The organism is Mycobacterium sp. NGS17 (genome assembly GCF_059813205.1).
In genome coordinates, this window is sequence record NZ_JCALED010000005.1 from 168,719 (window position 1) to 195,481 (window position 26,763).

The following is a 26,763-nucleotide window of genomic DNA, read 5'->3' on the forward strand; positions in this document are numbered from 1 at the left end:
TCCTGCCCTGCATGGTCGGCGGTCTGGGGGAGTCCCCGGTTGTTCCGCGCCCACGGCTGGGCCGCGCGCTGCGGGCCGCGGTGCGTGCGTCGGCGCCTCGACCCGCCGCGGCCCGGCGCGCCGCCGCCGACTTCGACAAGGGCTTGATTTCGGCGGTCATCGCCGAAATCCGGTGGTCGTTCACCGCGCCGCGCACCTGGCTGATGGGTGTGGTGGCCAACGTGATCTTCGCCGCCGGCTGGTTGCTGGTGCAGCCGCTAACTCTCGGCCGTCACCACGATTGGGTGATCCTGGTGGGCACCTACTTCTCCTCGTGGGTCCTGGCCGATGTCACCACCACCAATTTCTTGGGCGCCGACCATTACCGGATCATTCGGGGCTTATCGGGCGGGGTCGCGTTCTGGAGGATTCTGCTGATCAAGAACCTCGCCCTGCTCGCGATCGTCGGGCTGCCCACCCTGGCCGCCGCGGTTGCGTTGACGCTGTGGTTGGAAACGCCTGGGCGGCTGGGCATTACGATCCCCACCGTCGCGGTGCCCATCGTGTCCTGGCTAGGTGTCGGCAACCTCATCTCGGTGCTGCACCCGGTCAGCACCGAGCCGCTGATCCGGCGCTGGCGCCAACGCGGCGATTTGCGCCGCACCCTCAGTTGGGTGCTGGCCCTGACACTGCCCTATGCGCTGTACTACGTGGCCGATCCGATGAACGGCGTGGAGCACCGCGTGTTGTGGAAGCAGGCGCCCGCCCTGATCTGGCCGGTGTTCGGGCGTGAAACGAAAAGCTTTGTCCACCTTGCCATCGCCGTCACCGTGTGGATCGTCGGTAGCGTCGCCGCGGTGTATTGGGTGCGCAGGCGCGGGTTGCAGATCCGCTAGGACACCTGGGGTTTGATCTCTTCGATCACCCACTGCGCGTAATCGAGGTATTCGTCCACGCCTCCGACGGCCGGGACGGGAACCGCGGTCACGGTCACGCCCTGCTCGGCGAGCCAGTTCAACCGGTCAACGATGTGTGCGGCGCTCATGCCCGGCCGGTCGGTCGCGCGGCGCGCGACGTGTCCTTCGCCGACCCGGTTGGTGCCCAGCCCGTGCATCACCTCGAATTGCCGTCCGTCGTAAGCGCTTTGAGACTTGATGTAGTCGAGCTTCTGAGCGATCTGTTCGGGTGGCGTGAGAAACGGCCACCACCCGGAGCCGAAAGTGGCCGCCCGGCGCAGCGCGGCGTCCGCGTCACCGCCGATCCAGATCGGAAGATGGGGCTTCTGAACGGGTTTCGGCTCGAAGGCAATGTCGGCGAACGACACGTATCGACCTTCGAATCGCGGCGTGTCGCTGGTCCACAATTCGACGATGGCCGCCAGGTATTCGTCGGCGATGCGGCCCCGCTCCCCGAAGGGCACCGAGAGCAGTTCGAACTCGCGGGCCAGCCACCCGACTCCGAACGTCACCATCATCCGGCCCCCGCTCATCCAGTCCGCGGTGGCCAGCGCTTTGGCCAGCACGATGGGGTGCTGCAGAGGCAAGATGGTGACGCACGAGTTGATGGCCACCTGCTCGGTGGCGCCGGCGATGAAGGCCTGCGCGGTCGTCGAGTGTAGATAGTGCGGCCCGGACAACTCGACGTGATCGGTGGGAATGACGAAATGCTCGGGCACCGCGATCATGTCGTAGCCCCACCGGTCGGCGCATTGCATCATGCGGCGCTGTTCTGGCCCGCTGACGGCGGCCTCCCAGGGCTGCGTAATCGCCTTGAGGCGCAGCAGGTGCGGAACGGGGAAGGCGAATTTCACGGGCGTCCCAGCCAGCGGTCCATGTCCTCCAATCTAGGGGGCGGTGTTGCTAACCTGGCAACATGGACTCCGAAACGGACCCTGCCAGCCAAAAGCTGACCAACGCGACCCTCGCCGCCACCAGTTGGGCGCTGCTGGGCATGATGTCGTACGAAGAGGAAGTCTCGGGCTACGACCTCAAGAAGTGGATCGACTGGAGCGTCGACCTCTATTACTGGAGTCCCTCGTACAGCCAGATCTACACCGAGTTGAAGAAGCTGGAGTCGCTGGGATTGGTGACATCGCGTGTCGAACGCGACGAGGGTACCCGCAGCCGCCGGCTCTACAAGGTCACGCCGGCAGGCATGGACGCCGTCACCGCGTGGACCAACGACGCGCCCGTCGACCCCCCGGTGCTCAAACACTCTGTGCTGCTGCGGGTTACGTTCGGCCACCTGAGTAACCCGGCTAAGCTCAAAGAATTGCTGCAGGAGCACGTGGCGTACGCCGAATCAAGGCACCGCAAGGCCGTCGAGGACGCCGAGGGAGCGGAGGCGGAGCCCGCGTGGGCGTACTCGGTGCTCGCGCTGCGCTGGGCGGCCAAGTACTACGCCGCCGAACGCGAGTTCGCGCTGGAGATGATCAAGGAGATCGACGAGGCCGACGCGGTCCTGCAGAAGGCCGCGAAGGGTGGTTTGGGCAAGCCACGCCCGACGCCGGGGTATTGGCGTGAGGTCGAAAAGCAAGTTCAGGCCAAGCGCGAAGCGGATTAGTGCTGACGGTGGCGACCGGTTAGTCCCCCCACGAAATCCCTTGCATCACTTGCGTTTCAGTGGCCCCTGGCCGCCGCTTCTTGTCGGTGGCTACGGCTAGTTTCGGGGTATGGGTTCGAGCGATCAGCAGGATGTCGATGCGGTGTTCGACGCGCTCGATGCCGCCTGGGATCGAGCCTGCGCGCTGAACTTCGACGCGCTCAGCCCGCAGCAGCAGCTGGCGGTGTTGCGGCGCTGCGAAAAGCAGCGCCGGCGCATCCCGGCCGTCGAGCATCCGCTGATCAATTCCCTTGTCCGCCAAGCACCGTCGGTGGAGCTGGGCGGCACAGTGGTCCATGCCCTCGCCGAGGCGACACTGATCAGCCGCACCGAAGCCTCCCGTCGCATCAAAGAGGCGCGCGATCTGGGCCCGCGACACGGCCTGACCGGCGAACCGCTGGACCCAGTGCTGGCCGCCACCGCGGCCGCCCAACGCGAAGGCACGCTGGGCGCAGGTCAGGTCGCGGTGATTCGTAAGTTTCACCGCGCCCTGCCCGGCTGGGTGGACACGGCGACCCGCGAGCAGGCCGAGGCCAAACTCGCCATGGAGGGAACCCGGTATCGGCCCGAGCAGCTCGGAAAGCTGGCCGATGTCCTGGCCGATTGCCTCAACCCAGATGGCACCTTCACCGACGAGGACCGGGCTCGGCAGCGGGGCGTGACGCTGGGCAAGCAGCAAGCCGACGGCATGTCGGCGTTGCGCGGCTGGCTCACCCCCGAGGCGCGCGCCACGTTCGAAGCCGTCTTGGCCAAACTCGCCGCCCCGGGCATGTGCAATCCCCTCGACGACACCCCATGCGTCGACGGCGCGCCCACCCAAGAGGCCATCGAGCGTGATCCGCGATCGGCGGCCCAGCGCAACCACGACGGGCTGCTGGCTGCCCTGCGCGCCATGCTGGCCTCCGGAGAGTTGGGGCAGCACAACGGGTTACCGGCGTCCATCGTCGTGACCACGACGCTGGCCGAGCTGGAATCCGCCGCGGGGCGCGGGTTGACCGGTGGAGGCGCCATCCTGCCGATGAGCGACGTGATCCGCCTGGCCCGTCACGCCCATCATTACTTGGCGATCTTCGACAAAGGCAAGGCGCTGTCGCTCTATCACACCAAACGCCTGGCCTCACCTGGGCAGCGAATCGTGTTGTACGCCAAGGACCGCGGGTGCAGCTCCCCGGGCTGCACCGTGCCCGGCTACTACTGCGAAGTTCACCACGTCACCGACTACGCCAAGTGCCACACCACCGACGTCAACGACCTCACCTTCGCCTGCGGACCCCACCACCGCCTGCTACGCCCCGGCGGCTGGACCACCCGCAAAAACGCCCAAGGCGATACAGAGTGGAAGCCACCACCCGAGCTCGAACGCGGACAACCCCGCACCAACACCTTTCATCACCCCGAGAAGCTGCTGCGCGACGGAGACGACGAAGACGGCTAGTGCTGATGGCGGCGACCCGCCGCGCTCGCCGCATCCCGCGCCGCGATGTAGCCGTACACCAGCCCCTGCGCGATCGTCGCTCCCGCGCCCGGATACGTCGTCCCGAACGCGTTGGCGGCGGTGTTGCCGATCGCGTACAGCCCGCCGATCGCGCGGCCGTCTTCGCGCAGCACCCGCGCACGCTCGTCCGTCTTCAGCCCGCCGCAGGTGCCCAGATCGGACAGCACCATTTTCACCGCGTAGAACGGGCCGTTGACCAACGGGCGCAGGTTGGGGTTGGGCTTGATGGTCGGGTCACCGTAATAGCGATCGTAGGCGCTGCGGCCCCGGCCGAAGTCGGGATCCTCACCGGCAGCGGCGTTTTGATTGAAGCGTGTCATCGTCGCAAAAAACTCCGACACGTCCACGCCGATTCGTGCGCCCAGATCGGTCAAACTGTCGGCCCGCACCGCGATCCCGGCGTCATACCACGTCTGCGGGATGCGCATCCGCGGAAAGAGTTCGGCGCCAAAGACATAACTGTTGCGGTACTGCTGGTCGAAGATGATCCACATCGCCTCGACCGGGCTGCCGGCCCGCTCCAGCTCGAGCAACCGCTGACCGAAGGACATGTAATCCGCCGCTTCGTTGGCGAACCGGCGGCCGTTCTGATCCACGATCAGACAGCCCGGCAGTGACCGCTCGGCCAACATCACCGCCGGCGCCTTGCCGGGCAGCGGCGCGACGGCGGGGAACCACCACGCCTGATCCATCAGGTCGATGTCTGCGCCGATTTCCTGGCCCGCTCGGATTCCGTCGCCGGTGTTGGCGGCGGCACCGAGACTGAGGTTGGCGCCCAACGATTCCGACTGGAATTTCCACCGCATGTCCATGCGGTGGTCGAAACCACCGGTCGCCAGCACCACGCCCCGCCGCGCGGTGATCGTCACCTCGCGGCCGTCGTGCTCGACGACGGCGCCGGTCACGCGGTCGCCATCGCCGGCGAGGCGCGCGAGCGTTGTGCCGGTCCACACCGGGATGCCGGCGCGCAGCACCCCGGTGAACAGCCCGGCCATCAGGCCCTGACCGCCCGCGGCGTAACGCCGGCCCACCATACGGCCGGCCAAGCCCTGCGCCAGGCGCTTGCCGTAGACCGGAATTCCCTTGCGCGGCATGCGGGCCACCAGATTCATCCACCGGTAATCGGCGCCCGTCGTCGGCATCGGGACGGTGACCTCCATCAGGCCGGGCTCCAACCTCGTGCGGTACTCGCCCAGCAGGGAGGTGTCGAACGGGCGGCACTCACAGGTTCGCCCGGCGGGGCTGCCGCCCGGCTCCTCGGGGTGGTAGTCGGAATAGTCGCGGGCCCAGAACAACCGCAGCGGCGTCGCGCGGCGCAGCATATCCACCGTCGCGGACACGTTCGCCACGAACGCCGCCGACCGTTGCGCGGGCGCCGACCCGCCGACCACCGCATCCAGGTAGGCGCCGGCGCGTTCGGCGGTGTCTCCGGCGTGCGCTTCGGCCAGCACCGGGCTGGCCGGCAGCCACAGCGCGCCGCCGGACCGGGCGGTCGAGCCGCCCACGTACGACGACTTCTCCACGATCAGCACCGACAATCCCGATTCGTGGGCCGCCAGCGCCGCGGCCATGCCGGTGCCCGAGCCGACGACGAGCAGGTCGACGCACGCGTCGGCCATAGAAAGTCCGGCGGGAATCGTCGCGCTGTGCGTCGTCACGTCCGCAACGGTAGGTCGAGGAGGGAAGCCACCGGAAGCTCCGTCCTGATGAGTGGAACAAGGGGGTCCCGCGGCGCGGTCCGGGGGAGTTAAATCGGGCTCATGACGTCGCAGACCGAGGCTGACGAAATTCGGTTCATCGAAGCGCAGGCCGCGCCGACGCGGTTCGCCCGCGGATGGCACTGCCTGGGGCTGACCAGGGATTTCGGTGACGGCAAGCCCCACGCGATCAACGCCTTCGGGCAGAAACTCGTCGTCTTCCGCAGCGGGGACGGGAACATCAGCGTGCTGGACGGATACTGCCGGCACATGGGCGGCGACCTGTCCCAGGGCGAGGTCAAGGGCAACGAGATCGCCTGCCCGTTCCACGACTGGCGCTGGGGCGGCGACGGGCGCTGCAAGCAGGTGCCGTACAGCCGGCGCGCGCCCAAACTGGCCCGCACCCGAGCGTGGATCACGCTGGAGCAGGACGGCATGTTGTTCGTGTGGAACGATCCGGAGGGTAAACCGCCACCGCCGGAGGTGACGATCCCGCGCATCGAGGGCGCCACCAGCGACCAGTGGACCGACTGGCACTGGTACACCACCGTCGTGGGAAGCAACTGCCGCGAAATCATCGACAACGTGGTGGATATGGCGCACTTCTACTACATCCACGGCGCGTTGCCCACCTACTTCAAGAACATCTTCGAGGGGCACGTCGCGACGCAATACATGAACGGCGAAGGCCGTCCGGACATGGGCGGCACCGAAGGCGCACAGATGCTGGGCAACACGTCGGTGGCGTCCTACTATGGTCCGTCCTTCATGATCGACGACCTGACGTATCACTACGAGCACGGCGACGCCAAGACGATTCTCATCAATTGCCACTATCCAATCGATGCGAATTCCTTTGTGCTGCAATACGGCATCATCGTGAAGAAGTCGGAGACGATGCCTTCGGACGAGGCGATACAGACGGCGGTCAAACTCGGCGACTACGTCAAGCTCGGTTTCGAGCAAGACGTCGAGATCTGGCGGCACAAGGCCCGCATCGACAACCCGCTGCTGGTCGAGGAAGACGGCCCCGTTTACCAGTTACGGCGCTGGTATCAGCAGTTCTACGTCGACGCCGCCGACGTGCAACCGGACATGGTGGACCGCTTCGAATTCGAGCTCGACACCACCCGGCCCTACGAGGCGTGGATGAAAGAGGTCGAGGCCAACATGGCGGCCCGGGCCTGATGACGCTGAGATCGCCCGTGCGAGCGGACAATCGGCTCGACGAGATGCCGATGGTGCCGGTGGTGTGCACTAATTGTGGTGCGCGGGTGCTGGCCCGCAAGAGCAGCTGGAATCAGACCAGCGTGCAGTGGAACGCCGATGCGACGCAACGGTGTGTCGAACGCGCCGACGCGCGCAAGATAGCCACACCGGGCAGCCGGGGCGTCTTCATCGCGTGTTCGGCGCTGAGCGCGTCGATCGTGGACGCGGTGCGCCGCGGAGATTTGGCTGTGGTCGACGAAACCCATTGCGCACCAGAGTAATTAGGATCGCCTATCCCCGCGGGATCTCATCCGTGTGACGGGGGCAGTACGAGTAGATGCTCTGGGCGACGAAGAAACCGGTGTGAAACTCGGGCAAACCGCTGCTGGCCAGCACTTCGTGCATCACCTGCAGGGGCGTATCGCCGGCGTCGAGCCGAGCGCAGACGTATTGAGCGGCTTCGATCGCGTGTCCGGCCGAAGATTGGTCGATGATGCCCTGTTCCTCCAGGGCCGCCAGAAATCTCTGGTCGGTGGTGTCGGCATGGGCGACCGGCGCCGCCGCCAGCAGGGCGACGGATGTGGCCCCCGCGGTGAGAAGCAGGCGGGCACAACGCCTATCGCAGTGACGAAAGGTCATCGGTACCGCGGTGTGATGAATACGCCCTCGGCTTCAACCGTGACGCCGTCGGCGTTTCTGAGGTGGCCGGTCGCATACGTCTTGCTACCGTCGATCCGCTCCACCCGGGCCTCGGCTCGCAGCGCGCCCAATCGGGTGGGACGCAGGTAGCGCACGGTGATGGTGCCGGTGTAGGCCGGTTTACCGGGCCGATGAGCCGTCGCACCTAACACATGATCCAAGATCAGTGCGCACATTCCACCGTGCACATGTCCGGGCGGTCCCTCGTAGCCGGCGCCGAGGTGAACGTCGGCACGCACGCCGCCCGCCTCGTCGTGCTCGATGATTAGGGGCGGGGCGATTGCGTTACGCAGCCCGACGGCCACATTTCCCCAAACGATATTTGCACCTTCGGAATTCGTGCGCACACCAAACGACCCAGGCAGCAGTCGCGTGCTCAACAACTCGACGGTTTGGTCGACCAGAGCCAGAGCACGCGCCACGGCGGCGTCGTCGGCCTCGCTGCGAATCGTGACATCGATCAGTCGTCGCACCGACTGCGTGAGCTGTTCGCGGATATCGATCATGCGAGCGCGAAGGCGCTGATCGGCGCCTCCTCGGGGTAAACGGCGGGTCCGCCCAGGTCGTAAGCGGCGTTGAGCGCGCCGATGAAGGCCGCGTCGTGCAGCGGTTCACTGGGAATGTCGAGCCTGATCCCTCTGGTTTTGAGGTCGTCGACCATCATGTCGATGGCCCGCTCGACGGTCAGGTCGTCGGAACCCTCCATGTTCTTCTTCAGCTCGTCGAAGTCGGCGAACACCTCGGCCGACCAGTGCACCAGGAAGCGCAGCTCGTCGGTGTGGTGGCGCGCGATGACGTGCTCACCGTTCTTCAGCAGCCAGTGATCGCGGTCGTCAGGGTCGCCGGTGAACACGGTGTCGAACGCCAATCCGGGCGGAATCTGTTGCTGTAGAGGGCCGTTCGCTTCGCCGCGGTGCACCATCATCTCGTTCTGCACGACGACGCCGCGGTTGTAGATCGGCGGCAGGACTCGCTTGGGAGCCCTGAGCGGCCCGTCGGGCCAGTAGGTGAAGCCACTACTGCCATCCAGCGAAAACCAGGTGATGACCTGGGCCATCTTGATCAGGTAATCCGTGAAGAGGCCGGACTTGCCCATGACGCTGGTGAGCCAGGTCGGCGCGTTCTCGTGCCGCACGCCGCGGAAGCTCGGCGAATCCAGGTGTCCCGGATCGCGATTGGCGCACGGTCCGTTGATGTTGAACAGCATCAGCTGTGGTTTGGCGTACTCGGCGTTCCAATATTCTTTGGCCAGCTCCAGGAATCGCGCGTTGTAGAAGCAGTCGTGCAGCTGAGGGTAGAGCACCGCGCCGTGATTGGCCAGGTAGCCGCGGAACGTCGGGGTCAGGAAGAGGTCCAGCGACGGCGTGAACCCCTCGGGGAAGGCGCCGCTCATGGTGGCGATCAGTTCGTCGGCGGACGCGAAGTGTTGCGCGATGATCAGCTTCCATGGCCCCTCGGTGCGCACGACGTCAAGGAGTCGTTCCCGCTGATCATCGGTGTAGACGTCCGCGATTTCTCGGGGCGGTGCGGCGGGGCGCAGGATGTCGGACAACTCTGTCCGCCGCTCGTCGGTCAGCATCGAGGTCTCCTTCGGCGTGGCGCTCGATCGGGTTGCTGTCGATCTTGGTCGGATTGGCACGGCGACGGGTCACCCATGTCCGGTGATCGGGAGGAAGTTGCAAACCGGACGTCAAAAGGGGAGCGGATGCGCGAATTTCGCCCTGAGCAGCGCGCCGATCTCGGCCAGCGCGAGGCCGGCCCGCGCCACAGTTTCCGAACGCATCAGAAAGCCGTGATACACACCGGGATAACGAGTGACGGTGGTCTGCACGCCGGCATCCCGCAACCGCTCCGCGTACCGTTCTCCCCAGTCGCGGATCGGATCGACGGAAGCGGTCGCCACGATCGCCGGTGGGAGGTGGGACAGGTCGGTGGCATACGCCGGCACGAGATAGGGATGATCGGGCGGACCGGTTCCCGCATCCGCGAGTTCGTGCATGTAATGGATGTCGTCGAGGCTCAGCATGGGCGCCGAGTCCAGCGTCGCGAGCGACGGCACCGTCATGTCTCGATCCAGGCCCGGGTACAACAACACCTGGCAGAACAATGGCGGACCGCCTCGATCACGGGCAGCCAGGGCGACGGCCGCGGCCAGCGCGCCACCCGCGCTGTCGCCGATCACCCCGATTCGGGTTGGGTCCAGCCGCAATTCGGTGGCGTTCGCGGCGACCCAGGCGGTCGCGTGGAACGCGTCGTCGAACTGTGCTGGCGGTGGGGCTTCGGGGGCGAGGCGGTATTCGACGGCGACGATGGTTGCACCGGACGCCTGGGCGAGATTGCGGGCCAGCGGCTCGAAGGAATGGTTGGACCCCAGCACCATGCCACCGCCGTGGAAATAGACCAATGCCGGCGCATCGAGGTCTCGGGTCGGCCGGTAGACGCGCACTGCGAGCTCGCCATCAGGGGCGGTGATCGCGTGGTCGGTCACCTCGGCCATGTCGGGCATCGGTGGCAGTGGCATTGATTCGAGGGAATCGCGCACCATCGCAAGGCCTCGTTGCCGCATCGGCGCGACGGGGCCTAGGGACGCCACCCTGGCAGCGGCGTCGGGGTCAAGGGGCGGCACGCTCATTCTTGTGCGGGATGGAAGCTCTTGGGTGGGATGAAAGCGGCGTTCGGTGCTCAGCGTCGGTGGCCGCTGTGCCGCAAGCACATTGGCTCGTTCGAGCATCGCATTGCCCACGAATTCGGGTTGAGTGAGCAGATAGAACCGCCCTTCGGCGGCCTGCCCGAACACCACTTCGGCGGCCGCGAGTGGATCCATGGCATCGGCCTTGATGTCGAGCATCGCCGAGCGCTGAGATTCTGCCGCGGCGCGGCCGCTCGCGTCGTCGCCGTCGACCCCGCCCGCCGACTCGAAGATGTTGGACACCACCGCGCCCGGCAGCACGGCCTGGACGTGGATGTGATGGTCGTGCCCGGCGGATTGAACCTCAAGATGCAGGCATTCGGTCAATGCCAGCACCGCGTGCTTACTCACGATGTACGGCGCCTGCAACGGAATCGACACCACCGCGCCCACCGACGACAGGTTCCACACCCACGCCTGCTCGGCGGTGGCCATCATTCTGGGCAGGAAGGCCCGCACACCGTGGAAGACGCCGCTGATGTTGATGTCGATCACGCGCTGCCAGTTGGCGAGGGGCGTGTCCCAGAGATAGCCGAATTGTTCGACGCCAGCGTTGTTCACCAGTAGCCGCACCGCACCGACGTCACGGTAGGTCATTTCTGCCAGCGCCTGCATCGCGTCGTGATCGCGAACGTCGCACACCACGTCGAGCGCCGAGCCCCCCGCGGCGCACAGCTCGTCGCGCAGCGCGGCAATGGCATCGGCGTCGACGTCGGCCAGCACCACCGTCATCCCCAACCTGCTGGCGTGTCGCGCCAGGCCGGCACCGATGCCGGCGCCGGCGCCGGTGATGACCGCGACGCCGCCGGAGAACATTTCGTGGGCGTTCACCGGTTACGACACGGCGGCACTGCGGGCGGAGTGCTCAGACAGCGGGACCGAATCGGTGGTGTCGAGAACAATATCCATCTCGGTGAACTCCAGCCCGTCGGCGCCGCGGCGCACGCCGACCTTCGCCACGCCGCTGGACACGGCAAACGGTACGAAGTTCGCGGTCTGATTGACGAAGATATAGAACCGCGCGTGGGTGATGTCACCCTCGGTACCCGTGCGGTGCACGTTGGTGGCGTGGTGGCGCAGCGGGTACGGACTTTGGTTGCGATGCTCCGACAGCCATTCCATGACGGCGCCGCGGCCGTGCAACTCGGGCGACATCAGTTCCTCGAATGGGCTTGTGCCCGAATCGCTTCGGGTCACGTAGCGCACGTTCTCGGCGTAGCGTGCCGCCAGTTCGTCGTAGTGTGCCTCGTCGTAGTGGTACCAAAAACCGGCGATGAACTCCTGCAGGTCCGACAGCGTGATGTCGTTGCTCATGGCATCAGTCAACTCCGGGTGAGGCCATGCAGACACCGGACTGCCCGGTCAGTGGAACACGGCCCGCCCAACCGGCTTACATTCTCCGATACTCATTGCCATGACCTCCGCCACTGAATCGACGGCGCCGCCCGGTTCGGCCACGCTCGATCTCGAGGAGCTGCGGGCGAACCTTGGCCAGGCCGACCCCGGCGTGCTGGTCGCAGTCCTGACTCAGCTGACCGGCGACTCCTCGGTGATCGAGAAGTTCGGGCCGAAGATTTCCCACGTCCCGGATCCCCCGGAGCGGGCCGGCGTCACCGACGACGACACGACGGAGGAATTGGTGAGCGCGCTGGTTGCCGCCCTGGCCGAAAGTCGGCGAGCGAGTGCACCGCCCGTCGATGATCCCGAACTGTTCAGGCGCTTGCTTCCGCTGGCGTTGGGCTCGGAGGTGGACGACGAGTTCGTTCCACTGCTGTTCGAGCAGGGCGGCTTTCGACTCGCGCGGCCGACGCTGCCGCAACGAGTGCCGATCCCCGAATCGACGAACGTGGTCATCATCGGTGCGGGGATCGCCGGCATCATCGCTGCGCTGGCGGCCGCCGAAGCCGGGGTCGACTACGAGATCATCGATCGCAACGACGAAGTCGGGGGAACATGGTTGACCACGACCTACCCCGGCATCGGGGTCGACACCCCCTCGGCGTACTACTCGTTGTCGCGCGAGGTGAATCCCGAATGGACGAGCTACTATCCGCAGGGAGCCGAGTACCAGGCCTATCTCGTTGCACTGGCCGACAAGCACGGACTGCGTGAGCACATACGATTCGGCACCGAGGTGACGGCCCTGTGGTGGGATGAGCACCGCGCCCATTGGCAGGTCCACTCGGTCGACCGCGACGGTAACCATGACGTCACTCACTCGCGGGTGGTCATCACCGCCGCTGGCTACCTCAACAGGCCGCGGTGGCCGGACCTACCGGGCCGGGAGGCGTTCGCGGGCACCAGCGTTCACTCCGCGCGGTGGGACACATCGCTAGACCTCACGGGCAAGCGGGTGGCGATCATCGGTGCCGGCTGCACGGCGGTGCAGATCGTTGACGCCTGCGTGGACCAAGTCGAGCACCTCACCGTGTTTCAGCGCCAGCCGCACTGGGTGGCGCCGCGCAGGCGACTGACCGACGACGTGCCCGAGTACCGCCGCTATCTCGGCCGTCACCTTCCGCATTACGCCAAGTGGCACAGGCTGAAGTCCTATTGGGGCACGGCGGACAACAACTATCCGGTGATCCTACGTGACCCGGAGTGGGCGGAAACGCATCTATCCATCTCGCCCGCGAACGACGTGCTTTTGCGTATGTGTCTGGACTACATCCACGCAACCTTTGGTTCGGGAACTGAGCTGGCGAAGAAGGTGACGCCGGATTTTGCCCCCTACGGCAAGCGAATCATCCGTGACCCGGGTGGTTACTACCAGGCTCTGACCCGTGAGCATGTCGAGGTGGAAGCCAGCGAGCCGGCCGCGGTCAACGCCAAAGGCATTGTCACGCAAGACGGTAGGCAGATCGATCTCGACGTGATCATCTATGCCACCGGTTATCACCTTGATTTCTTGTCCACCGTCGATATTCGCGGCCGCGGCGGGCGCAAGCTCACCGACGAGTGGGGTGACAGCCCCCGTGCCTACCGCGGCGGCACCGTGCCTGGCTTTCCCAACCTGTTCATCAACTCAGCCCCGAACTACAGTCCCGGTCACGGAGCCGGCGCCAATTTCTCGATGGAAGTGCTGTCGCACTACATCATCGAATGCCTGCAACTGATGGCGCTGCGCGGCGCGACGACGATGGAGGTCACACAACAGGCCTACGACGACTATGTGGCCGCCATCGACGAGGCCATGGCCGGCACGGTGTGGTGCCACACCCCGAATGCGCACACCTATTACCGGTCCGGCTCGGGGCGCGTCGTGGTGGCGACTCCGTACCGGCTGGTCGACCTCTGGCATGAACACCGAGCGCCGATCGAAGAGCATTTCGAGTTTCGATGACCGAATTACTCGCCGGTAGAACGGCTTTGGTGACGGGCAGTAGCCGCGGGATCGGCCGGGCGATCGCGCAGCGACTGGCCGCCGAGGGCGCCACGGTCGCGGTGACGGCGCGAAACCACACACCCTCGCAATCCACCCGGGCGGGGTTCGCTACGGTACTGCCCGGAACGATCGATGAGACGATCGCCCTGATCGAGGACGCCGGAGGCTCGGCGTTCGGGCTGGCGGTCGACCTCGAAGACGACGGCGCCCGTGCCGGTCTGATCGACCGGGTGCTCGACCGCACCGGCCGTATCGACATCCTGGTCAATAATGCGGGCTTCGCCGACTACTCGGTGATCGAAAAGATGAGTCTGGAGACATTCGACCGTACCGTGGAGCACTACCTGCGCACGCCTTTCGTCCTGACGAAAGCCGCAGTGCCCCATATGCGCAAGCAAGGCGCGGGCTGGATCGTCAACATCGGGTCGGTGACCGGGGTGGCGCCGGTGAGGCCGTACCGCGACTACAACAAGACGTCGGGCGACGTGGTCTACGGGTCCGTGAAGGCCGCGTTGCACCGCTTTACGCAGGGTGTCGCGGCGGAACTGCTCGACGCCAACATCGCGGTCAATTGTGTGGGCCCATCGACGGCGGTGCGGACACCCGGTGCGGCCCAGTTGATTCCCGACTCGTTTCCTACCGAACCCGTGGAATACCTGGCCGAGACCGTGCTGGCGATGTGTCATCTTCCTGCGGCTGAGCGCACCGGATTGGTCGCCTTCAGCCTGCACTATCCGTGGTCGCAGCGGTTGCGAGTTCGCACTCTGGACGGCAAAAGTGAGCTACCTGCGCTGCGGCCACCGACGACGGCCAATCCGCACATCCTGCCTGCGGGGGTTTAGCGGGATTCAGCTCAGCACCGGGTCGGTGATCGCGCAGAAGCTGTGGCACACCGGGTTCCGGACGATGACCTCGGGGCACTCGGGATCGAACCAGCGGTCCACGACCGCCCAGTGGATCGGATGCATCAGGTACGGGCCCATCAGCCCTTCGACGTCGGTGAATTCCTGCTCGAACACGTGGGTCCACTCCTGAATCCCGATCGCTTGCTCGACACGGCTCAGCTGCCAGGCGGTGATCGTCTTGACATACCGCGGCATTAAGCGCAGCTCGTCTTCGAAGCGCGCGATGGTGTCGGCGGCGGTGCCGGGACGCACACACAGCAGCAGTGCGCGATAGACGGTGCCGGTCGCGCCGCTGCACGAAGCCGCACCCGAATAGCAGGCGCCGTTGATGGCGGTGATCGCGGGATCCTCGAACAGGGCTGCGAAATCGGACTCGGCGGAATGCCATTGGCCTTCGGCGCCGAAGCGCAAATGCACCAGGACGTCGCCGCCGTTGCGTGTACCCGGCAGCGTCGGCTCGACGAGCTGGCATTGCGCCCCGGTGTGTGCGGCACCAGCGCGCACAGCGCTCAGGACCCGGTCGCGATCCTGCTCGACGACGTCGAGCAGCCGGGTCACGCTATACATCGCAAAGTCGATCGACGTCTGTGGCCGCCGCGGCCACACTGCGCCCCCGCGTCTCGACGAGATCGCCGATGCCTTCCCACCATGGCCCCAGAGTCGGGTCCGGCCGGCCCTGCCACGTCATCTCCCACCACGCCTGCAGGCTGGGCAGTGACCAGGTGACCGTCACGGTGTTGGCTTGATCGTCGAACCAGATCGGCGGGCTGACCAAGATGTTGCGCAGCGTCATGCCGCGGTCGCGTGCGGCCGGCGCGTACTCGTTGAGGTAGGTGTCGACGAACTCCCTGGCACAACCGGGCCGCGTGACGACACGGTCGATGACGAAAATCTCACCGTTGGCCATATGCAAAGGGTATGGCGCTGTCTTGCGTTGGACACCGGTAAGTCCCGTCCATTGGGAGGCGCCGTGTACGAACGATGTTCATGCGTACTGCTTCATGCGTACTGCAAGGCGCGCGGCGGCACGGGACGCAGAGGACGCAATGGTTGCAGGGTTGGCGCAACCCGCCGCGGGCCGTCTTCGACATTGCGCCAGATGCCCATCGCCGTCATCCGGACGGGGGCGGCCAACCGCTGATCGAACATCATGCGCTTCATCGGGCCGCACACCGAGACCGCGGCGACTGCCTCGCCCGGACTGCCGATCGGCGCTGCGATGCAACCGAATCCGGGCAGCGATTCCTCGCGTTCGAAGGCGACGCCGTGCGCGCGCACCCGGGACAACTCGACGGCCAGCTGCGAGCCGGTGGCGATCGAATACTTCGTTCTGCGCACCCGCAGATCCACCGGGGCATCCTCGTCACGGTAAGCCAGGATCGCCTTGCCGACGGCGGTGCAGTGCGCGGGCTGACGGCTGCCCACCCGCGTGGGTATCGGCGCCAGCGGCGAGTCGCCGACCTTGTCGAGGTAGACCACGTCGGGCCCGTCCAGAACCGCGAGGTGCACGACGAGCCCTGTGGCGCGGTGCAATTCGCCCAGCAGGGGACCGGCGGCGCGCACCAGGCGGTCCTGATGCACCGCCAGCGAGCCCAGCTCGACCAGTCGCATGCCCAACTCGTAGTCGCGGCCGCTGCGGCGCAGCCAGCGCAGCTGCACCAGGCGCTCGAGCATCCGGTGCGCCGACGAGCGCGGCAACCCGGTGCGCCGGACGATCTGGGCCAGGGTCAGCCGGCCGGGGCCCTCGAAGGCATCCAGGACGAGCGAGATGCGGTCGATGACCGCCGTGGGTGTGGCTGATTCCGCGGTCACTGGCATCCGGCCCTCCTGGCTAGAGCTATCTGGCTGGCATATTCCTATTAGGAATATCTGTTGTACCACACCGCTGTGGCCGCTGTCACATGGCGCGCAGACCGATATTGCCCAGCAGACACAAAAGCACCCGACACGCCGGGCGCACGGGTGCTTTTGTGTCTGCTGGCGGGGTCGGCGAGTCAGCCCTTGGCCGCGGAGCGGCCGGCGCGGCGGCCGTAGAAGCTGCCGTCACCCAGCGAGACGCCGCTGGCATAACCCCACGCGGCCAGGCCTGCGGTGCACCGCCCGGCGGCGAAGAGTCCCGGAATGGGTGCGCCGCTGACGTGCAGCACCTCGGCGTCCAGGGTGGTGGCCAGGCCGCCCAGGGTGAATCCGCCGGTGTTCTCCCGCAGGTCGACGGCGCCGATGGGGGAGCCGATCGGCTTGATCCACTCCGGCTTCTTGTGCAGCAGCGGATCCTCGCCGCGCGCGGCGCCCTCGTTGTAGGCGGCGACGGTCGCCTGCAGCGAGCCGATCGGCAGCCCCATATCCCGTTCCAGGTCGGCAACGGTATCGGCCACCCAGGTCGCGGGGCGCAGCATGAACTTCGGCGACCACGAGGCCATCGCCTCCTCCTGCGCGTCGCCGTCGATGATCAGATAGGCGACGTTGTCCTGCTGGTAGAGGGTGAGCTGCCCGATCCGGCCCGGGTAGGTGTCCTCGGCGACGTAGCGCTGACCGCGGCCGTTGACCAGGATGCCGCGCACCAGCTGCTGTGGGTCGATGAAGATCGCGACCTCGGTGGCGTCCATGTGGGCCAGGTCGGCGCCCAGGGCCTGCGCCATCCGGATCGCCTGCCCGTCGTGCTGCTCGATCGACGCGGCGGGCCGGCCGGCGATCCGCGGTGCGTAGCGCGCGACCATCGCGTCGTTGTAGGCGAAGCTCCCGGTCGCAAGCACCACCCCGGTGCGCGCCCGGATGCTCATCTCGGTGCCGTACCGGCGGGCGCGGATGCCGACCACCCGGCCGTCGGATTCGGTGATCAGCCGCGACACCCGCACGTCGTAGCGCGCCCGCACGCCGGCCGCGGTGGCGGTTTCCACCAGGGGCTTCATCAGCATGTAGCCGGCGCTGGCCTCGCCCTGCTTCTTGTTCTGCATCTGCGGCACGTGCCCACGCGGCGCGGGGGAGGCAATGGTGTTGAACGGGAAGGAGTTTTCGCCTCCGCTGTACATCAGCCCCTGGTCGCCCATCGGCTCCCAGCCGGGTTCGGAGAAGAACTCCGCCTTGAACGGCACACCGCAGCCGACCAGCCATTCGAAGTGGGCGACGCTGCCGGCGCAGTAGTCGGCGATCCTGTCCTCGTCGGCGCCGGGGCCCATCGCGACATTGAGGAAGGCCGCCATGTTGTCGACGGAATCGGTGAAGCCACAGGCATTTTGGATCGGTGTGCCGCCGCCGAGATAGATGAAGCCGCCGGCCATCGATGCGGCGCCGCCCCAGGAGCCGGTGCGCTCCAGCACCAAGACGTCGGCGCCGGACCGGGCCGCCTCGACGGCCGCCGCCGCCCCGGCGATGCCGTACCCGGCGATGACGACGTCGGCCTCGTCATCCCACGAGGTGATCGACGACGCGGGGACCGGCGTCACGTCCGATTCGGTCACATCCGCATCGCTGCCGGCATTTCGCCGACCCACTGGTGGCCCCAGTAGCTGTCGGCGGTGATTTCCTCTGCGGTGTAATAGGTTTCGTTGACCCGCATGCCGTCGGTGCCGAATTCGATATCCCAGTCACCGGGTGCACGGACGTAGAACGACACCATCTTGTCGTTGGTGTGGCGCCCGAGGGTGGACGACAGCTGGAATCCCTCGGCGTTGACCCGGTCGAGCGCCTGCCCCACCGCGTCCAGGGTGTCGACCTCCACCATGATGTGGACCAGGCGCGGGTCGCGCTGGTGTGCGGCCGGGACGATCGCCAGGCTGTGGTGGCGCTCGTTGATACCCAGGAACCGGACCCGCACCGGGCCGAACTCTTTGGGCAGCGGCACCCGGAACGCCCCGCGGGCGCGGAACCCGAGGACCTCGGTGTAGAAGTCGAACAGGCCGCCTGCGTCGGTCGCCGGTACCACCACGTGGCCCATGCCCTGGTCGCCGGTGACGAATCTTGCGCCGAACGGCGTGACGACCGGGCTGTGGTCGAGCACCGCGCCGTGGAACACCTCCAGCGTGGTGCCGGCGGGGTCCTCGAAGGTGATCACCTCTTCGACGCGGCGCGCCTCGGCATCGTCGGCGGACAACTGTTTGTACGCCACACCGGCGCCGTCGAGGGCTGCCTGCACGCGCAGCAGCGCCGGGTGGTCGCGCACTTCCCAGCCGACGGTCAGCACCCGGTCGGTCTCACCGGGCACCACGATGAGCCGGGCCGCCCGCTCGTCCATCCGCAGATACAGCGCCGACGGATCGGGCCCCTTGCCCTCCGCGAAACCGAGCACCCCGAAGGCGAACTGCCTCCAGCGGTCGATGTCGTTGGTCGAAATGGTGATGTAGCCCAGGCTTTTCAGGTCGCTCACGGATGGGCCTCCTGCTCAGATCAGGGCCCGCAGCGGGCCCTCGGGCGGATCGATGCCGATCGAACTCAGCGCCGACGCGTGATACGTGGTGCCGGGGACATGGATGGCATGCATCTGCCCGACGTGCACATCACGCCAATAGCGTTGCAGCGGTTTGTCCATGCGCGCGGCATTACCGCCCGAGCGGGCGAAGATCTCGTCGACCGCGGACACCGCACGCCACACCGCGCGCACCTGCGTTCGGCGCCCGGCCGCCCGGTCGGCGAACGACACCTCCTTGCCGGCCGCGACCATGTCGTAGATGCGGTCGGCATTGGCCAGCAGCTCCTGGCGCGCCGCGTTGATGTCGGCGGCCGCCTCGCCGATCGCGTGCATGACGTAGGGGTCGTCCTTGATCGCGGTCCCGGTGGCGCCGACGCGCTCACGCTGATAGTCCAGATGCGCGGCCAGCGCCCCTTCGGCGATGCCGATGGTCGCCGCGGAGATGCCCAGCGGGAACATCGTCGACCACGGCATCAGGTACAGCGGCTCGGTCATGCCGGCCTCGCGCTGGGCGGTGCCGTCCATCACCTTGGTCGCGTCCATGGTCCGGTAGCTGGGCACGAACGCGTCCTTGACGATGACGTCCTTGGAGCCGGTTCCACGCAGCCCCACCACATTCCACGAGTCGTCGACGATCTCGTAGTCATTGCGCGGCAGAATCATGTGCAGCATCTGCGGCGGCATCACCGGGATGCCCTTCTCGTCGCCGAGCATGGCGCCCAGGATGATCCAGTCGCAGTGGTCGGTGCCCGAACTGAACTGCCAGCGGCCGTTGAACAGATACCCGCCGTCGACGGGTTTGGCCACACCCTGCGGCGCATACGGCGACGCCATCCAGGTGTCGACGTCGTCGGCCCAGATTTCGGCGGCAACCTTGGGGTCGGCGTAAGCCAACTGGTAAGGGTGCACGCCGACGACGCCGACGATCCAGCCGGCCGCCGGATCCAGTGCCGCGGTGGCCATCGTCGTCTCGGCGAACTCACGCGGGTGGACCTCGAAGCCCTGGTACTGCTTGGTCTGCAGCAGCCGGATCAGGCCGGCGCCCTTCATCATCTTGACGGTGTCGTCGGTGAGCCGGCCGATGCGCTCGGCTTCCGCGGCTTGGTCGCGCAACTGGTCGGCCATGGCCACAACCTGATCGAGTACCCGGTCGCTCATATCGTCGTCCTTAAGTGTCATGGCCCTAACGTGTGTGGGCCTAGTAATGGTCTACCGCAGTCCCGCGCCGTCCCAAAGGAAATCCCGATGAGCGGACACCCGGCATTGAAGAATCCGACGTGAACATAGGCTCCGGCCGGCCGGTGGCCGGGAAATCTCCTGCGAACCGTCCGGTGACCGGGAAGGGCAACGGTCCGCCGCGCGTCAGGCCCTACGGTGACTGCTTGTGAACGATGCCGGCCAACAGTCCCTCGATGTCGTCGTGGTCGGCGCGGGGTTCGCCGGCCTGTACGCCTTGCACAAGTTGCGCAGCCAAGGCCTCTCGGTCCGGGTGCTGGAGGCGGCGCCCGAGCTGGGTGGCACCTGGTACTACAACCGGTATCCCGGCGCGCGCTGCGACGTCGAGAGCGTCGACTACTGCTACTCGTTCTCCGAGGAACTCCAGCAAGAGTGGCGCTGGACGGAGAAGTACGCGACCCAATCCGAGATCCTCGAATACCTGAAGTGGGTCGCCGACAAACTCGACCTGTGCCGCGACATCGCATTCGACACCCGCGTGCTCTCCGCCGTGCTGGACGAGTCGACATTGCGCTGGACGGTCACCACCGACACCGGGCTTGTGTTCTCGGCACGATTCTGTCTGATGGCTACGGGGCCCCTGTCCGCCGCTATGACGCCGAATTTCCCTGGGTTGGATACTTTTGCGGGCGAGATCCACCACACCGCGCACTGGCCACGCGAGCCCGTCGACTTCACCGGCAAGCGGGTGGCAGTCATCGGCACGGGATCCTCGGGCATTCAATCGATTCCGATCATCGCCGAACAGGCGGCGCACCTGTACGTCTTCCAGCGCACCCCCAACTACAGCGTCCCGGCGGGCAACAAGCCCTTGACCGCCGACGAGCTCGACGAGATCAAGGCCGGTTATGCGCAGCGCCGCGCGTTGTCGTGGCGCAGCGGCGGGGGTTCACCGCACCTCACCGCCCCGAAGCCGACGATGCAATTCAGCGCCGACGAGCGTCGCGCGGCGTTCGAAAAGCGTTGGCAGCTCGGCGGTGTGCTGTTCTCCAAGACGTTCCCCGACCAGATGACCGATTTGGAGGCCAACGACGAGGCCCGCAGGTTCTACGAGGAGAAGGTCCGGGCCGTCATCGACGATCCTGCCGTCGCCGACCTGCTGATCCCCACCGACCATCCGATCGGAACCAAGCGAATCTGCACCGACAGCAACTACTTTCAGACGTTCAACCGGCCCAACGTGTCGCTTATCAGTGTCCGCAACACACCGATCGAATCGATCGATGCCGCGGGCATCAACACAGACGAGGCGCACTACGACCTCGACATGATCGTGCTGGCAACCGGTTTCGATGCGATGACCGGGGCGCTGGACAGCATCGACATCGTGGGACGCGGCGACGCGACGCTACACGAGGACTGGGCGCACGGACCGCGCACCTATCTGGGATTGGGCGTCGACGGTTTTCCCAACCTGTTCTTGATCTCGGGCCCGGGAGCGCCCGCCGTGCTGGCGAACATGGTGCTGCACGCGGAGGCTCAGGTGAACTGGATCGCGGAAGCCATCGCCTACCTCGACCAACACGGTTACGCCGCGCTGGAAGCCACCGTCGACAGCGTGGACGGCTGGGGTGCCGAATGCGCCCGCCGGGCCGAGGCGACGCTGTTCACCAAGGCGAACTCCTGGTACATGGGGGCGAACGTGCCCGGAAAGCCAAGGGGCTTCATGTTGTTCGTCGGGGGGTTCGCCACCTACAACGACATCTGCGCCGAGGTCGCCGGCGCAGGCTACCGCGGCTTCGATTTGATCGAACGATGACGGGATCACTCGACAAGGTCGTCGTGGTCACCGGCGCCGCCAAAGGCACCGGGCGGGTGCACTGTCAGCGCTTCGCCGACGAAGGCGCCGACGTGATCGCTCTCGACGCCGACACCGCGGCCGACGAGTTGCGCGACACCGCAAGGGGAGTCGAGGACTGCGGTCGACGGTGTGTGACCGGCTTGGCCGACGTCAGCGACCTCGCGGCGGTGACCGCCGCCATCGACACCGGCGTAGCCGAGTTGGGCCGCCTCGACATCGTGGTCGCGAACGCCGGAGTCCACCTGCCCGGCGCGCCATCCTGGGAACTCGACCCACAGGTCTGGCAGCGAACGCTCGACATCAACCTCACCGGCGTCTGGCATACGATCCGGGCGAGCGTGCCGCACATGGGTGCCGACGGTGGCTCCGTTGTCATCATCAGCTCCACCAGCGGCATTCGTGGTACGGCGAATACCGCCCACTACACCGCCAGCAAGCACGCGGTGGTCGGTTTGGCCCGCACGCTGGCCAAGGAGCTAGGGCCGCGCGGCATCCGGGTCAACACCGTGCATCCCGGCGCGGTCGCCACCCCGATGGTGCTGAACGAGGCCACTTTTCGGCGTCTGCGACCGGACCTGGACAACCCGACAGCTGCCGACGCGGCCGAGGTCCTGCAGGCACGGAACCTGCTTCCGGTTCCCTGGGTCGAGCCCGTCGACATCGCCAATGCCGTGCTGTTTCTGGCCTCGGATGCGGCCCGCTACATCACCGGCACCCAGCTCGTCGTCGACGCCGGTCTGACGCAGAAGACGACATGACCGGACGGCTCCACAACAAGGTCGCCCTGATCACCGGTGCGGCCCGCGGGATCGGTCGCGCGCAAGCGGTGCGGTTCGCGCGGGAGGGCGCGGACATTGTCGCGCTCGACGTGTGCGGCCCGGTCGACACGGTGACCATCCCACCCAGCACCCCGGCCGACCTCGACACCACCGCGTCGCTGGTGAGCGAGGCGGGCGGGCGGGTGCACGCCGAAATCGTCGACGTGCGTGACCTTTCCGGTCTGCAGGCGGCCGCCGATCGCGGCGTCCAGCGGTTCGGCGGCCTGGACGTGGTCTGTGCGACCGCGGGAATCACGTCGCGCGGCATGGCGGTCGGCCTCGACGAGAACGCCTGGCGCACCATGCTCGACGTCAACCTCACCGGCGTGTGGCATACCTGCCGCGCCACGGCCCCACACCTGATCGCGCGCGGGGCGGGGTCGATGATCCTGACGAGTTCGATCGCGGGGCTGCGCGGTCTGGTCGGCGTCGCGCATTACACCGCCGCCAAGCACGGCGTGATCGGCTTGATGCGCTCGCTGGCGAATGAGCTTGCACCGCATGGCGTTCGGGTCAACTGCGTCAACCCGACCAACGTCGACACACCGATGATCCAGAATGACCTTGTCAGTAGCGCGTTCCGGCCCGACCTGGACCGCCCGCCCACGCGCGAGGAATTCGCCGAAGCCGCGCGCTCGATGAACATGCTCGCGGTGCCGTGGGTGGACGCGGAGGACGTGGCCAACGCGGCGCTGTTCCTGGCCTCCGACGAGGCGCGCTACGTCACCGCGATCGTCCTGCCCGTCGACGCCGGGGCCACGCAGCGATAGAGGAGCGCCGCGCTCGCGATCGCCGCCGGTTAGCTGCGCGATAGGAACGCCAGCACGGTGCTTTCGAACGCGTCCTTGGCCTCGATCATCGCCCAGTGCCCCGAGTTGGGGAAGACGTGCAGTTCCGCGTTGGGGATGGTGCGCATCGGGATCAGCGCCATGTCCGGCGGACTCACCCTGTCGTCGCGGCCCCACGTCAGCAGGGTGGGAGCGGTGAGCTTGTGCATGGTGGCCCACGGCAGTGGCCGATCGGAGGCGTTCATCGCGGCGTTCATGCCGGCGAACGCCGCCTTGCCGTACATGCGCCGCGCCGCGGCCAGGGTTTCGGGATCGGTGGCCAGCTGCCAGCGTTCCTCGATCAGCTGTTCGGTGACCAGGGCCTGGTCGTAGACCATCGACTTGAGCCAGTCGACCAGGCGTTGCCGCGTGGGGTCCTCGACGAACTCCTGCAGCAGCCGAATGCCTTCGCTGGGACTGGGACTGAAGATGTTGGTGCCGATGCCGCCGATGGTCACCAACCGATCGACGCGCGCCGGATTATGGGTCGCGAAGTTGATCCCGACGCCGCCGCCCATCGAGTTGCCGACGATATGCACCTTCTCGACGCCCAGCGCGTCGAGGAAGGGCGTCACCGTGCCGAACGCGGTGACCATCGGATGGCCGCCGAAGTCGTCGCTCACGCCGAAACCGGGGAATTCCAGGATCAGGCATCGATAGTGGGCGCCGAAGGCGGGCAGCACGCCGCGGAAGTTGCGCCAGCCCGTGACACCGGGACCGGATCCGTGCAGGAAAAGCAGCACCGGAGCGGACGCCGGCCCGCCGCTGTCGTAGTAGCGCAAAGCGCCCTTTTCCGTACTGATTTCACGCAGATCCTGCGCCGTGATCATCGTCGATTCAGAAGTGTCTGCCACGGATGTCACCCTGCCATGCCGCGGCCGCGACGGCGGACCGGGTTCCGCTGACTGGGCCGCCTAGCGCGGATCGTGAGCGCGCTCGCCGCAATTTCAACAGCTCTTTGAGTGCGGCGGGGAAAGCGTCGGCGAGGTCCCACAGGTCGGGTACGAGATCGGGGCAGGAGATGATGCCGACGCCAAGCCGGCCGTTGAGCGACATCACGGTGATGTTGAGCGCGGCGCCGGCAATGATCGGGCCGAGCGGATACATCGCGTCGAGCCGGCACCCCAGGAAGTAGAGCTGTTCTTGTGGGCCGGGGACGTTGGACAGCACCAGACTGTGTGGCGGCTTGTCGGGCAGAGGCAGGCGCGGTAGCAGCTTCCTGGCCGCGCCGAACATGGCCTGGCCGGCCACTTGCGTCCAGTCGTGCAGCAGGGTCGGGCCCAGCGCCGCGGAGTGGTCCTTGGCCGCCGCGTTTCCGGCGGCGATGCTCGCCAACCGTTCCACGGGGTCTTCGATGTGGGTTTCGAGCCGGCAGAGCATCCAGGTCATCTGGTTGCGGCCCGCCCGGGTCGATTGGTCGCGGACGGACACGGGCACGCTGGCGACCAGGGGGAGCTCCGACAGCGCGTCGCGGTCCTGCAGATACTGCCGCAGCGCCCCCGCGCACATCGCCGTCACGACGTCGTTGACCGTCACCCCGAACCGGCGCTTGACGGTCTTCACGTCCTCGAGGTCCACGCTGGTCAGGGCGATGTTGCGGCGCCGGGTGAACGTGCCGTTGAACGCCGTCTGGGGTGCGGCGAACGGTGCCGCCATCGTCTGCCCACCGCCGCGCGCACGCAACACGGTTTGCGCCAGGGTCAGCGCCGTCGACGGCACGACTCTGGCCAGACGCCAGGGCCGCAGTGCCGCGCCGATCAGCCCGGTGGCGGCGATCAGCAGCGGATTCGCCGCGCCGATGCGCTCGGCCGGTTTCGGTGGGGCGGCGTCGGGCGTGGCGCTGCACAACTGCGCCAGCAGGTTGGCTCCACCCACGCCGTCGACCACCGCGTGGTGGATCTTGAGGACGACGGCCAGCGCGTCGCTACCGTGCAGGCCCTCTATCACCCACATCTCCCACAGCGGACGATCCCGATCAAGCGAAAGGCCGGCGACGTGGCCGCAGATGTCCGCTAATTCTTTGGGCCCTCCGGGCAAGGGCAGGGCGACGCGGTGCAGGTGGCGAGACAGGTCGAAACGATCGTCGTCCACCCACACCGGATGATCGAAGTTCAATTGGTTGTCGGCCAGCTTGAGGCGGAATTCGGGCACCGCGTCCAGCCACACCGACAGCGCCTTCTGGAAGCGTTCGAACGTGTAGCCCCCTGGCATCGTAGTCGGGTCCATCTCCAAGACGCAGCAAACATTCAAAGGTTGCGTCGGCGATTCCAGATATAAGAAGAACGCGTCTAATCCACTAAGTCGTTGCATACTGCTCGTCTCTGTTGCGCGGCCATGACCGCTGGTCACGTGACCGGCGGTCACCCCGGAGCTCCCGCGGGGACACGCCATCAGGGCGACCGCAATCTTTGGTGTGACTCTTATCTGTAGCCGTTCGGGCCGTTTCGGCAAACATTCCGCCGGTGCATCGCCAAGATCGCCGCCCCGCGGCCGCGGAGCGCCGGGGCGCTCGCCGTCATCGCCTCGTTCCGGGATTCCCGCGGGCCATCGCCGAGTCCGGTGCCGCCCAGTCTGTCGAAACCTTGCGGTGCTTGATCAGCCAGGTTTCATCCTCGGGTACCAGGATGTCGCGGTAACGGCCGTAGTGGTCGAGCCCGATGTGGGTGACTACGGTGAAATAGGAATCGACCCGGGCCCGCCCGGGCGCCACCTCGACGAATAACACGTTCGTGACGTTATGCCGCACAAGGGGTTTCACGTCGGCTGCTACGGCGATCTTTCCGGTGACGCCGCTCAAGAAAGCCGCGATCTCCCGACGTCCGCGCAGCGGTTCGAAACCACGTATTTCGAGGATGCCGTCCGTACAGAAAGTGCCCGCCAGGCCGTCAAGTCGTCCGACGTCACCCGACCAGTTGTAGCGCGCCAGGGTGTCCCGGATCCGCTCGCGGGCGATCAATTCCCACATCTCCACCGTCACGACTCCTCGCCTGGGTATGACGGAGCCTAATAGCGCCAGT

General features: G+C 66.7%; 26 protein-coding genes and 1 pseudogene. 10 read left to right on the forward strand and 17 right to left on the reverse strand.

All coding sequences use genetic code 11. The features are described 5' to 3' along the window. The first annotated feature begins 11 nt into the window (after positions 1–11). The gene (locus tag AC5Y7E_RS13135) at positions 12–875 is read left to right on the forward strand and encodes a hypothetical protein (RefSeq protein ID WP_499949328.1); all 864 of its coding nucleotides are present in this window, start codon (positions 12–14) and stop codon (positions 873–875) included. On the opposite strand, the gene AC5Y7E_RS13140 is transcribed toward AC5Y7E_RS13135, so the two are convergent. Beyond that, on the reverse strand, positions 872–1,789 hold the full coding sequence (locus AC5Y7E_RS13140) for a TIGR03619 family F420-dependent LLM class oxidoreductase (RefSeq protein ID WP_499949329.1): 918 nt from the start codon (positions 1,787–1,789) through the stop codon (positions 872–874). The genes AC5Y7E_RS13135 and AC5Y7E_RS13140 overlap by 4 nt on opposite strands. A 62-nt stretch (positions 1,790–1,851) precedes the next feature. Here AC5Y7E_RS13140 and AC5Y7E_RS13145 point away from each other — a divergent pair, with 62 nt between their 5' ends. Both AC5Y7E_RS13145 and AC5Y7E_RS13150 read left to right on the forward strand, forming a co-directional pair. Continuing rightward, positions 1,852–2,541, forward strand: coding sequence for a PadR family transcriptional regulator (locus tag AC5Y7E_RS13145; protein WP_499949330.1), 690 nt, complete (start codon positions 1,852–1,854; stop codon positions 2,539–2,541). 109 nt (positions 2,542–2,650) lie between these two features. Next, positions 2,651–4,015, forward strand: a complete 1,365-nt coding sequence (locus AC5Y7E_RS13150; protein ID WP_499949331.1) for an HNH endonuclease signature motif containing protein — start codon at positions 2,651–2,653, stop codon at positions 4,013–4,015. Here the strand turns inward: AC5Y7E_RS13150 and AC5Y7E_RS13155 are convergent. Next, positions 4,012–5,733 (reverse strand): 3-ketosteroid-delta-1-dehydrogenase, encoded by a 1,722-nt coding sequence (locus AC5Y7E_RS13155; protein ID WP_499949333.1) that lies wholly within the window; start codon positions 5,731–5,733, stop codon positions 4,012–4,014. The two genes, AC5Y7E_RS13150 and AC5Y7E_RS13155, sit on opposite strands and share 4 nt — an antisense overlap. Before the next feature lie 102 nt (positions 5,734–5,835). Between AC5Y7E_RS13155 and AC5Y7E_RS13160 the strand changes: the two genes are divergently transcribed. Both AC5Y7E_RS13160 and AC5Y7E_RS13165 read left to right on the forward strand, forming a co-directional pair. Continuing rightward, entirely contained in the window at positions 5,836–6,960 is a 1,125-nt protein-coding gene (locus AC5Y7E_RS13160; RefSeq protein ID WP_499949334.1) for a 3-ketosteroid-9-alpha-monooxygenase, oxygenase component, read from the forward strand. Continuing rightward, entirely contained in the window at positions 6,960–7,262 is a 303-nt protein-coding gene (locus AC5Y7E_RS13165) for a ferredoxin (protein WP_499949335.1), read from the forward strand. The genes AC5Y7E_RS13160 and AC5Y7E_RS13165 overlap by 1 nt, the downstream gene beginning before the upstream one ends. Positions 7,263–7,272: 10 nt before the next feature. Here AC5Y7E_RS13165 and AC5Y7E_RS13170 read toward each other — a convergent pair whose 3' ends face one another. The 6 genes and pseudogenes from AC5Y7E_RS13170 to AC5Y7E_RS13195 all read right to left on the reverse strand — a co-directional run bounded on the left by AC5Y7E_RS13170 (position 7,273) and on the right by AC5Y7E_RS13195 (position 11,683). Next, complete coding sequence (locus tag AC5Y7E_RS13170) at positions 7,273–7,620, reverse strand: DUF732 domain-containing protein (protein WP_499920983.1); 348 nt, start codon at positions 7,618–7,620, stop codon at positions 7,273–7,275. Then, positions 7,617–8,186, reverse strand: a complete 570-nt coding sequence (locus AC5Y7E_RS13175; RefSeq protein WP_499949337.1) for a PaaI family thioesterase — start codon at positions 8,184–8,186, stop codon at positions 7,617–7,619. Before AC5Y7E_RS13175 ends, AC5Y7E_RS13170 begins: the two co-directional genes overlap by 4 nt. Next, a complete protein-coding gene (locus AC5Y7E_RS13180; protein WP_499949338.1) occupies positions 8,183–9,259 on the reverse strand; it encodes a hypothetical protein in 1,077 nt (358 codons plus the stop codon). Before AC5Y7E_RS13180 ends, AC5Y7E_RS13175 begins: the two co-directional genes overlap by 4 nt. A gap of 111 nt (positions 9,260–9,370) precedes the next feature. After that, positions 9,371–10,312, reverse strand: coding sequence for an alpha/beta hydrolase (locus tag AC5Y7E_RS13185; protein ID WP_499949506.1), 942 nt, complete (start codon positions 10,310–10,312; stop codon positions 9,371–9,373). 33 nt (positions 10,313–10,345) lie between these two features. After that, positions 10,346–11,185, reverse strand: a pseudogene (locus AC5Y7E_RS13190) (SDR family NAD(P)-dependent oxidoreductase); the annotation flags it as partial. A gap of 18 nt (positions 11,186–11,203) precedes the next feature. After that, the gene (locus AC5Y7E_RS13195) at positions 11,204–11,683 is read right to left on the reverse strand and encodes a nuclear transport factor 2 family protein (protein ID WP_499949340.1); all 480 of its coding nucleotides are present in this window, start codon (positions 11,681–11,683) and stop codon (positions 11,204–11,206) included. 100 nt (positions 11,684–11,783) lie between these two features. Here AC5Y7E_RS13195 and AC5Y7E_RS13200 point away from each other — a divergent pair, with 100 nt between their 5' ends. Continuing rightward, entirely contained in the window at positions 11,784–13,712 is a 1,929-nt protein-coding gene (locus AC5Y7E_RS13200; RefSeq protein ID WP_499949341.1) for a flavin-containing monooxygenase, read from the forward strand. Further along, positions 13,709–14,596 carry an SDR family NAD(P)-dependent oxidoreductase gene (locus tag AC5Y7E_RS13205; RefSeq protein ID WP_499949343.1) on the forward strand — a complete coding sequence of 296 codons (888 nt, stop codon included), beginning with the start codon at positions 13,709–13,711 and terminating at the stop codon, positions 14,594–14,596. Before AC5Y7E_RS13200 ends, AC5Y7E_RS13205 begins: the two co-directional genes overlap by 4 nt. Positions 14,597–14,602: 6 nt before the next feature. Here AC5Y7E_RS13205 and AC5Y7E_RS13210 read toward each other — a convergent pair whose 3' ends face one another. The 6 genes from AC5Y7E_RS13210 to AC5Y7E_RS13235 all read right to left on the reverse strand — a co-directional run bounded on the left by AC5Y7E_RS13210 (position 14,603) and on the right by AC5Y7E_RS13235 (position 20,222). Then, positions 14,603–15,226: a Dabb family protein gene (locus tag AC5Y7E_RS13210; protein WP_499949344.1), complete on the reverse strand. Its 624-nt coding sequence runs from the start codon at positions 15,224–15,226 to the stop codon at positions 14,603–14,605. After that, positions 15,219–15,566, reverse strand: a complete 348-nt coding sequence (locus tag AC5Y7E_RS13215; RefSeq protein ID WP_499949346.1) for a hypothetical protein — start codon at positions 15,564–15,566, stop codon at positions 15,219–15,221. Before AC5Y7E_RS13215 ends, AC5Y7E_RS13210 begins: the two co-directional genes overlap by 8 nt. Positions 15,567–15,658: 92 nt before the next feature. Further along, the gene (locus AC5Y7E_RS13220; RefSeq protein WP_499921126.1) at positions 15,659–16,477 is read right to left on the reverse strand and encodes an IclR family transcriptional regulator; all 819 of its coding nucleotides are present in this window, start codon (positions 16,475–16,477) and stop codon (positions 15,659–15,661) included. 176 nt (positions 16,478–16,653) lie between these two features. After that, positions 16,654–18,117 carry an FAD-dependent oxidoreductase gene (locus tag AC5Y7E_RS13225; protein WP_499920994.1) on the reverse strand — a complete coding sequence of 488 codons (1,464 nt, stop codon included), beginning with the start codon at positions 18,115–18,117 and terminating at the stop codon, positions 16,654–16,656. Continuing rightward, entirely contained in the window at positions 18,114–19,022 is a 909-nt protein-coding gene (bphC, locus tag AC5Y7E_RS13230; protein ID WP_499920996.1) for a biphenyl-2,3-diol 1,2-dioxygenase, read from the reverse strand. Before bphC ends, AC5Y7E_RS13225 begins: the two co-directional genes overlap by 4 nt. A 15-nt stretch (positions 19,023–19,037) precedes the next feature. Beyond that, positions 19,038–20,222, reverse strand: coding sequence for an acyl-CoA dehydrogenase family protein (locus tag AC5Y7E_RS13235; RefSeq protein WP_499949347.1), 1,185 nt, complete (start codon positions 20,220–20,222; stop codon positions 19,038–19,040). A gap of 226 nt (positions 20,223–20,448) precedes the next feature. Between AC5Y7E_RS13235 and AC5Y7E_RS13240 the strand changes: the two genes are divergently transcribed. From AC5Y7E_RS13240 to AC5Y7E_RS13250, 3 genes are read left to right on the forward strand one after another with little or no spacing between them, the layout of a single operon-like run. Further along, positions 20,449–22,059, forward strand: a complete 1,611-nt coding sequence (locus tag AC5Y7E_RS13240; RefSeq protein WP_499949348.1) for a flavin-containing monooxygenase — start codon at positions 20,449–20,451, stop codon at positions 22,057–22,059. After that, entirely contained in the window at positions 22,056–22,859 is an 804-nt protein-coding gene (locus AC5Y7E_RS13245) for a mycofactocin-coupled SDR family oxidoreductase (protein WP_499949349.1), read from the forward strand. The genes AC5Y7E_RS13240 and AC5Y7E_RS13245 overlap by 4 nt, the downstream gene beginning before the upstream one ends. Next, entirely contained in the window at positions 22,856–23,689 is an 834-nt protein-coding gene (locus AC5Y7E_RS13250; protein ID WP_499949351.1) for a mycofactocin-coupled SDR family oxidoreductase, read from the forward strand. The genes AC5Y7E_RS13245 and AC5Y7E_RS13250 overlap by 4 nt, the downstream gene beginning before the upstream one ends. A gap of 29 nt (positions 23,690–23,718) precedes the next feature. Here the strand turns inward: AC5Y7E_RS13250 and AC5Y7E_RS13255 are convergent, their stop codons facing one another. From AC5Y7E_RS13255 to AC5Y7E_RS13265, 3 genes are all read right to left on the reverse strand, one after another. Then, entirely contained in the window at positions 23,719–24,600 is an 882-nt protein-coding gene (locus AC5Y7E_RS13255) for an alpha/beta fold hydrolase (RefSeq protein ID WP_499949352.1), read from the reverse strand. Further along, positions 24,584–26,056, reverse strand: a complete 1,473-nt coding sequence (locus AC5Y7E_RS13260; RefSeq protein WP_499949353.1) for a WS/DGAT/MGAT family O-acyltransferase — start codon at positions 26,054–26,056, stop codon at positions 24,584–24,586. Before AC5Y7E_RS13260 ends, AC5Y7E_RS13255 begins: the two co-directional genes overlap by 17 nt. A gap of 205 nt (positions 26,057–26,261) precedes the next feature. Next, entirely contained in the window at positions 26,262–26,717 is a 456-nt protein-coding gene (locus AC5Y7E_RS13265) for a nuclear transport factor 2 family protein (protein ID WP_499949507.1), read from the reverse strand. Between the last annotated feature and the right edge of the window lie 46 nt (positions 26,718–26,763).

Excerpts from the sequence above, each read along its gene's own strand:
- AC5Y7E_RS13150 (WP_499949331.1), top strand. The coding sequence starts at position 2,651 with ATGGGTTCGAGCGATCAGCAGGATGTCGATGCGGTGTTCGACGCGCTC.
- AC5Y7E_RS13165 (WP_499949335.1), top strand. The coding sequence starts at position 6,960 with ATGACGCTGAGATCGCCCGTGCGAGCGGACAATCGGCTCGACGAGATG.
- AC5Y7E_RS13185 (WP_499949506.1), bottom strand. The coding sequence starts at position 10,312 with ATGAGCGTGCCGCCCCTTGACCCCGACGCCGCTGCCAGGGTGGCGTCC.
- AC5Y7E_RS13180 (WP_499949338.1), bottom strand. The coding sequence starts at position 9,259 with ATGCTGACCGACGAGCGGCGGACAGAGTTGTCCGACATCCTGCGCCCC.
- AC5Y7E_RS13250 (WP_499949351.1), top strand. The coding sequence starts at position 22,856 with ATGACCGGACGGCTCCACAACAAGGTCGCCCTGATCACCGGTGCGGCC.
- AC5Y7E_RS13260 (WP_499949353.1), bottom strand. The coding sequence starts at position 26,056 with ATGCAACGACTTAGTGGATTAGACGCGTTCTTCTTATATCTGGAATCG.
- AC5Y7E_RS13215 (WP_499949346.1), bottom strand. The coding sequence starts at position 15,566 with ATGGCCAACGGTGAGATTTTCGTCATCGACCGTGTCGTCACGCGGCCC.
- AC5Y7E_RS13220 (WP_499921126.1), bottom strand. The coding sequence starts at position 16,477 with ATGCCAGTGACCGCGGAATCAGCCACACCCACGGCGGTCATCGACCGC.
- AC5Y7E_RS13160 (WP_499949334.1), top strand. The coding sequence starts at position 5,836 with ATGACGTCGCAGACCGAGGCTGACGAAATTCGGTTCATCGAAGCGCAG.
- AC5Y7E_RS13175 (WP_499949337.1), bottom strand. The coding sequence starts at position 8,186 with ATGATCGATATCCGCGAACAGCTCACGCAGTCGGTGCGACGACTGATC.
- AC5Y7E_RS13195 (WP_499949340.1), bottom strand. The coding sequence starts at position 11,683 with ATGAGCAACGACATCACGCTGTCGGACCTGCAGGAGTTCATCGCCGGT.
- AC5Y7E_RS13245 (WP_499949349.1), top strand. The coding sequence starts at position 22,056 with ATGACGGGATCACTCGACAAGGTCGTCGTGGTCACCGGCGCCGCCAAA.
- AC5Y7E_RS13170 (WP_499920983.1), bottom strand. The coding sequence starts at position 7,620 with ATGACCTTTCGTCACTGCGATAGGCGTTGTGCCCGCCTGCTTCTCACC.
- AC5Y7E_RS13205 (WP_499949343.1), top strand. The coding sequence starts at position 13,709 with ATGACCGAATTACTCGCCGGTAGAACGGCTTTGGTGACGGGCAGTAGC.
- AC5Y7E_RS13145 (WP_499949330.1), top strand. The coding sequence starts at position 1,852 with ATGGACTCCGAAACGGACCCTGCCAGCCAAAAGCTGACCAACGCGACC.
- AC5Y7E_RS13210 (WP_499949344.1), bottom strand. The coding sequence starts at position 15,226 with ATGTATAGCGTGACCCGGCTGCTCGACGTCGTCGAGCAGGATCGCGAC.
- AC5Y7E_RS13235 (WP_499949347.1), bottom strand. The coding sequence starts at position 20,222 with ATGAGCGACCGGGTACTCGATCAGGTTGTGGCCATGGCCGACCAGTTG.
- AC5Y7E_RS13135 (WP_499949328.1), top strand. The coding sequence starts at position 12 with ATGGTCGGCGGTCTGGGGGAGTCCCCGGTTGTTCCGCGCCCACGGCTG.
- AC5Y7E_RS13200 (WP_499949341.1), top strand. The coding sequence starts at position 11,784 with ATGACCTCCGCCACTGAATCGACGGCGCCGCCCGGTTCGGCCACGCTC.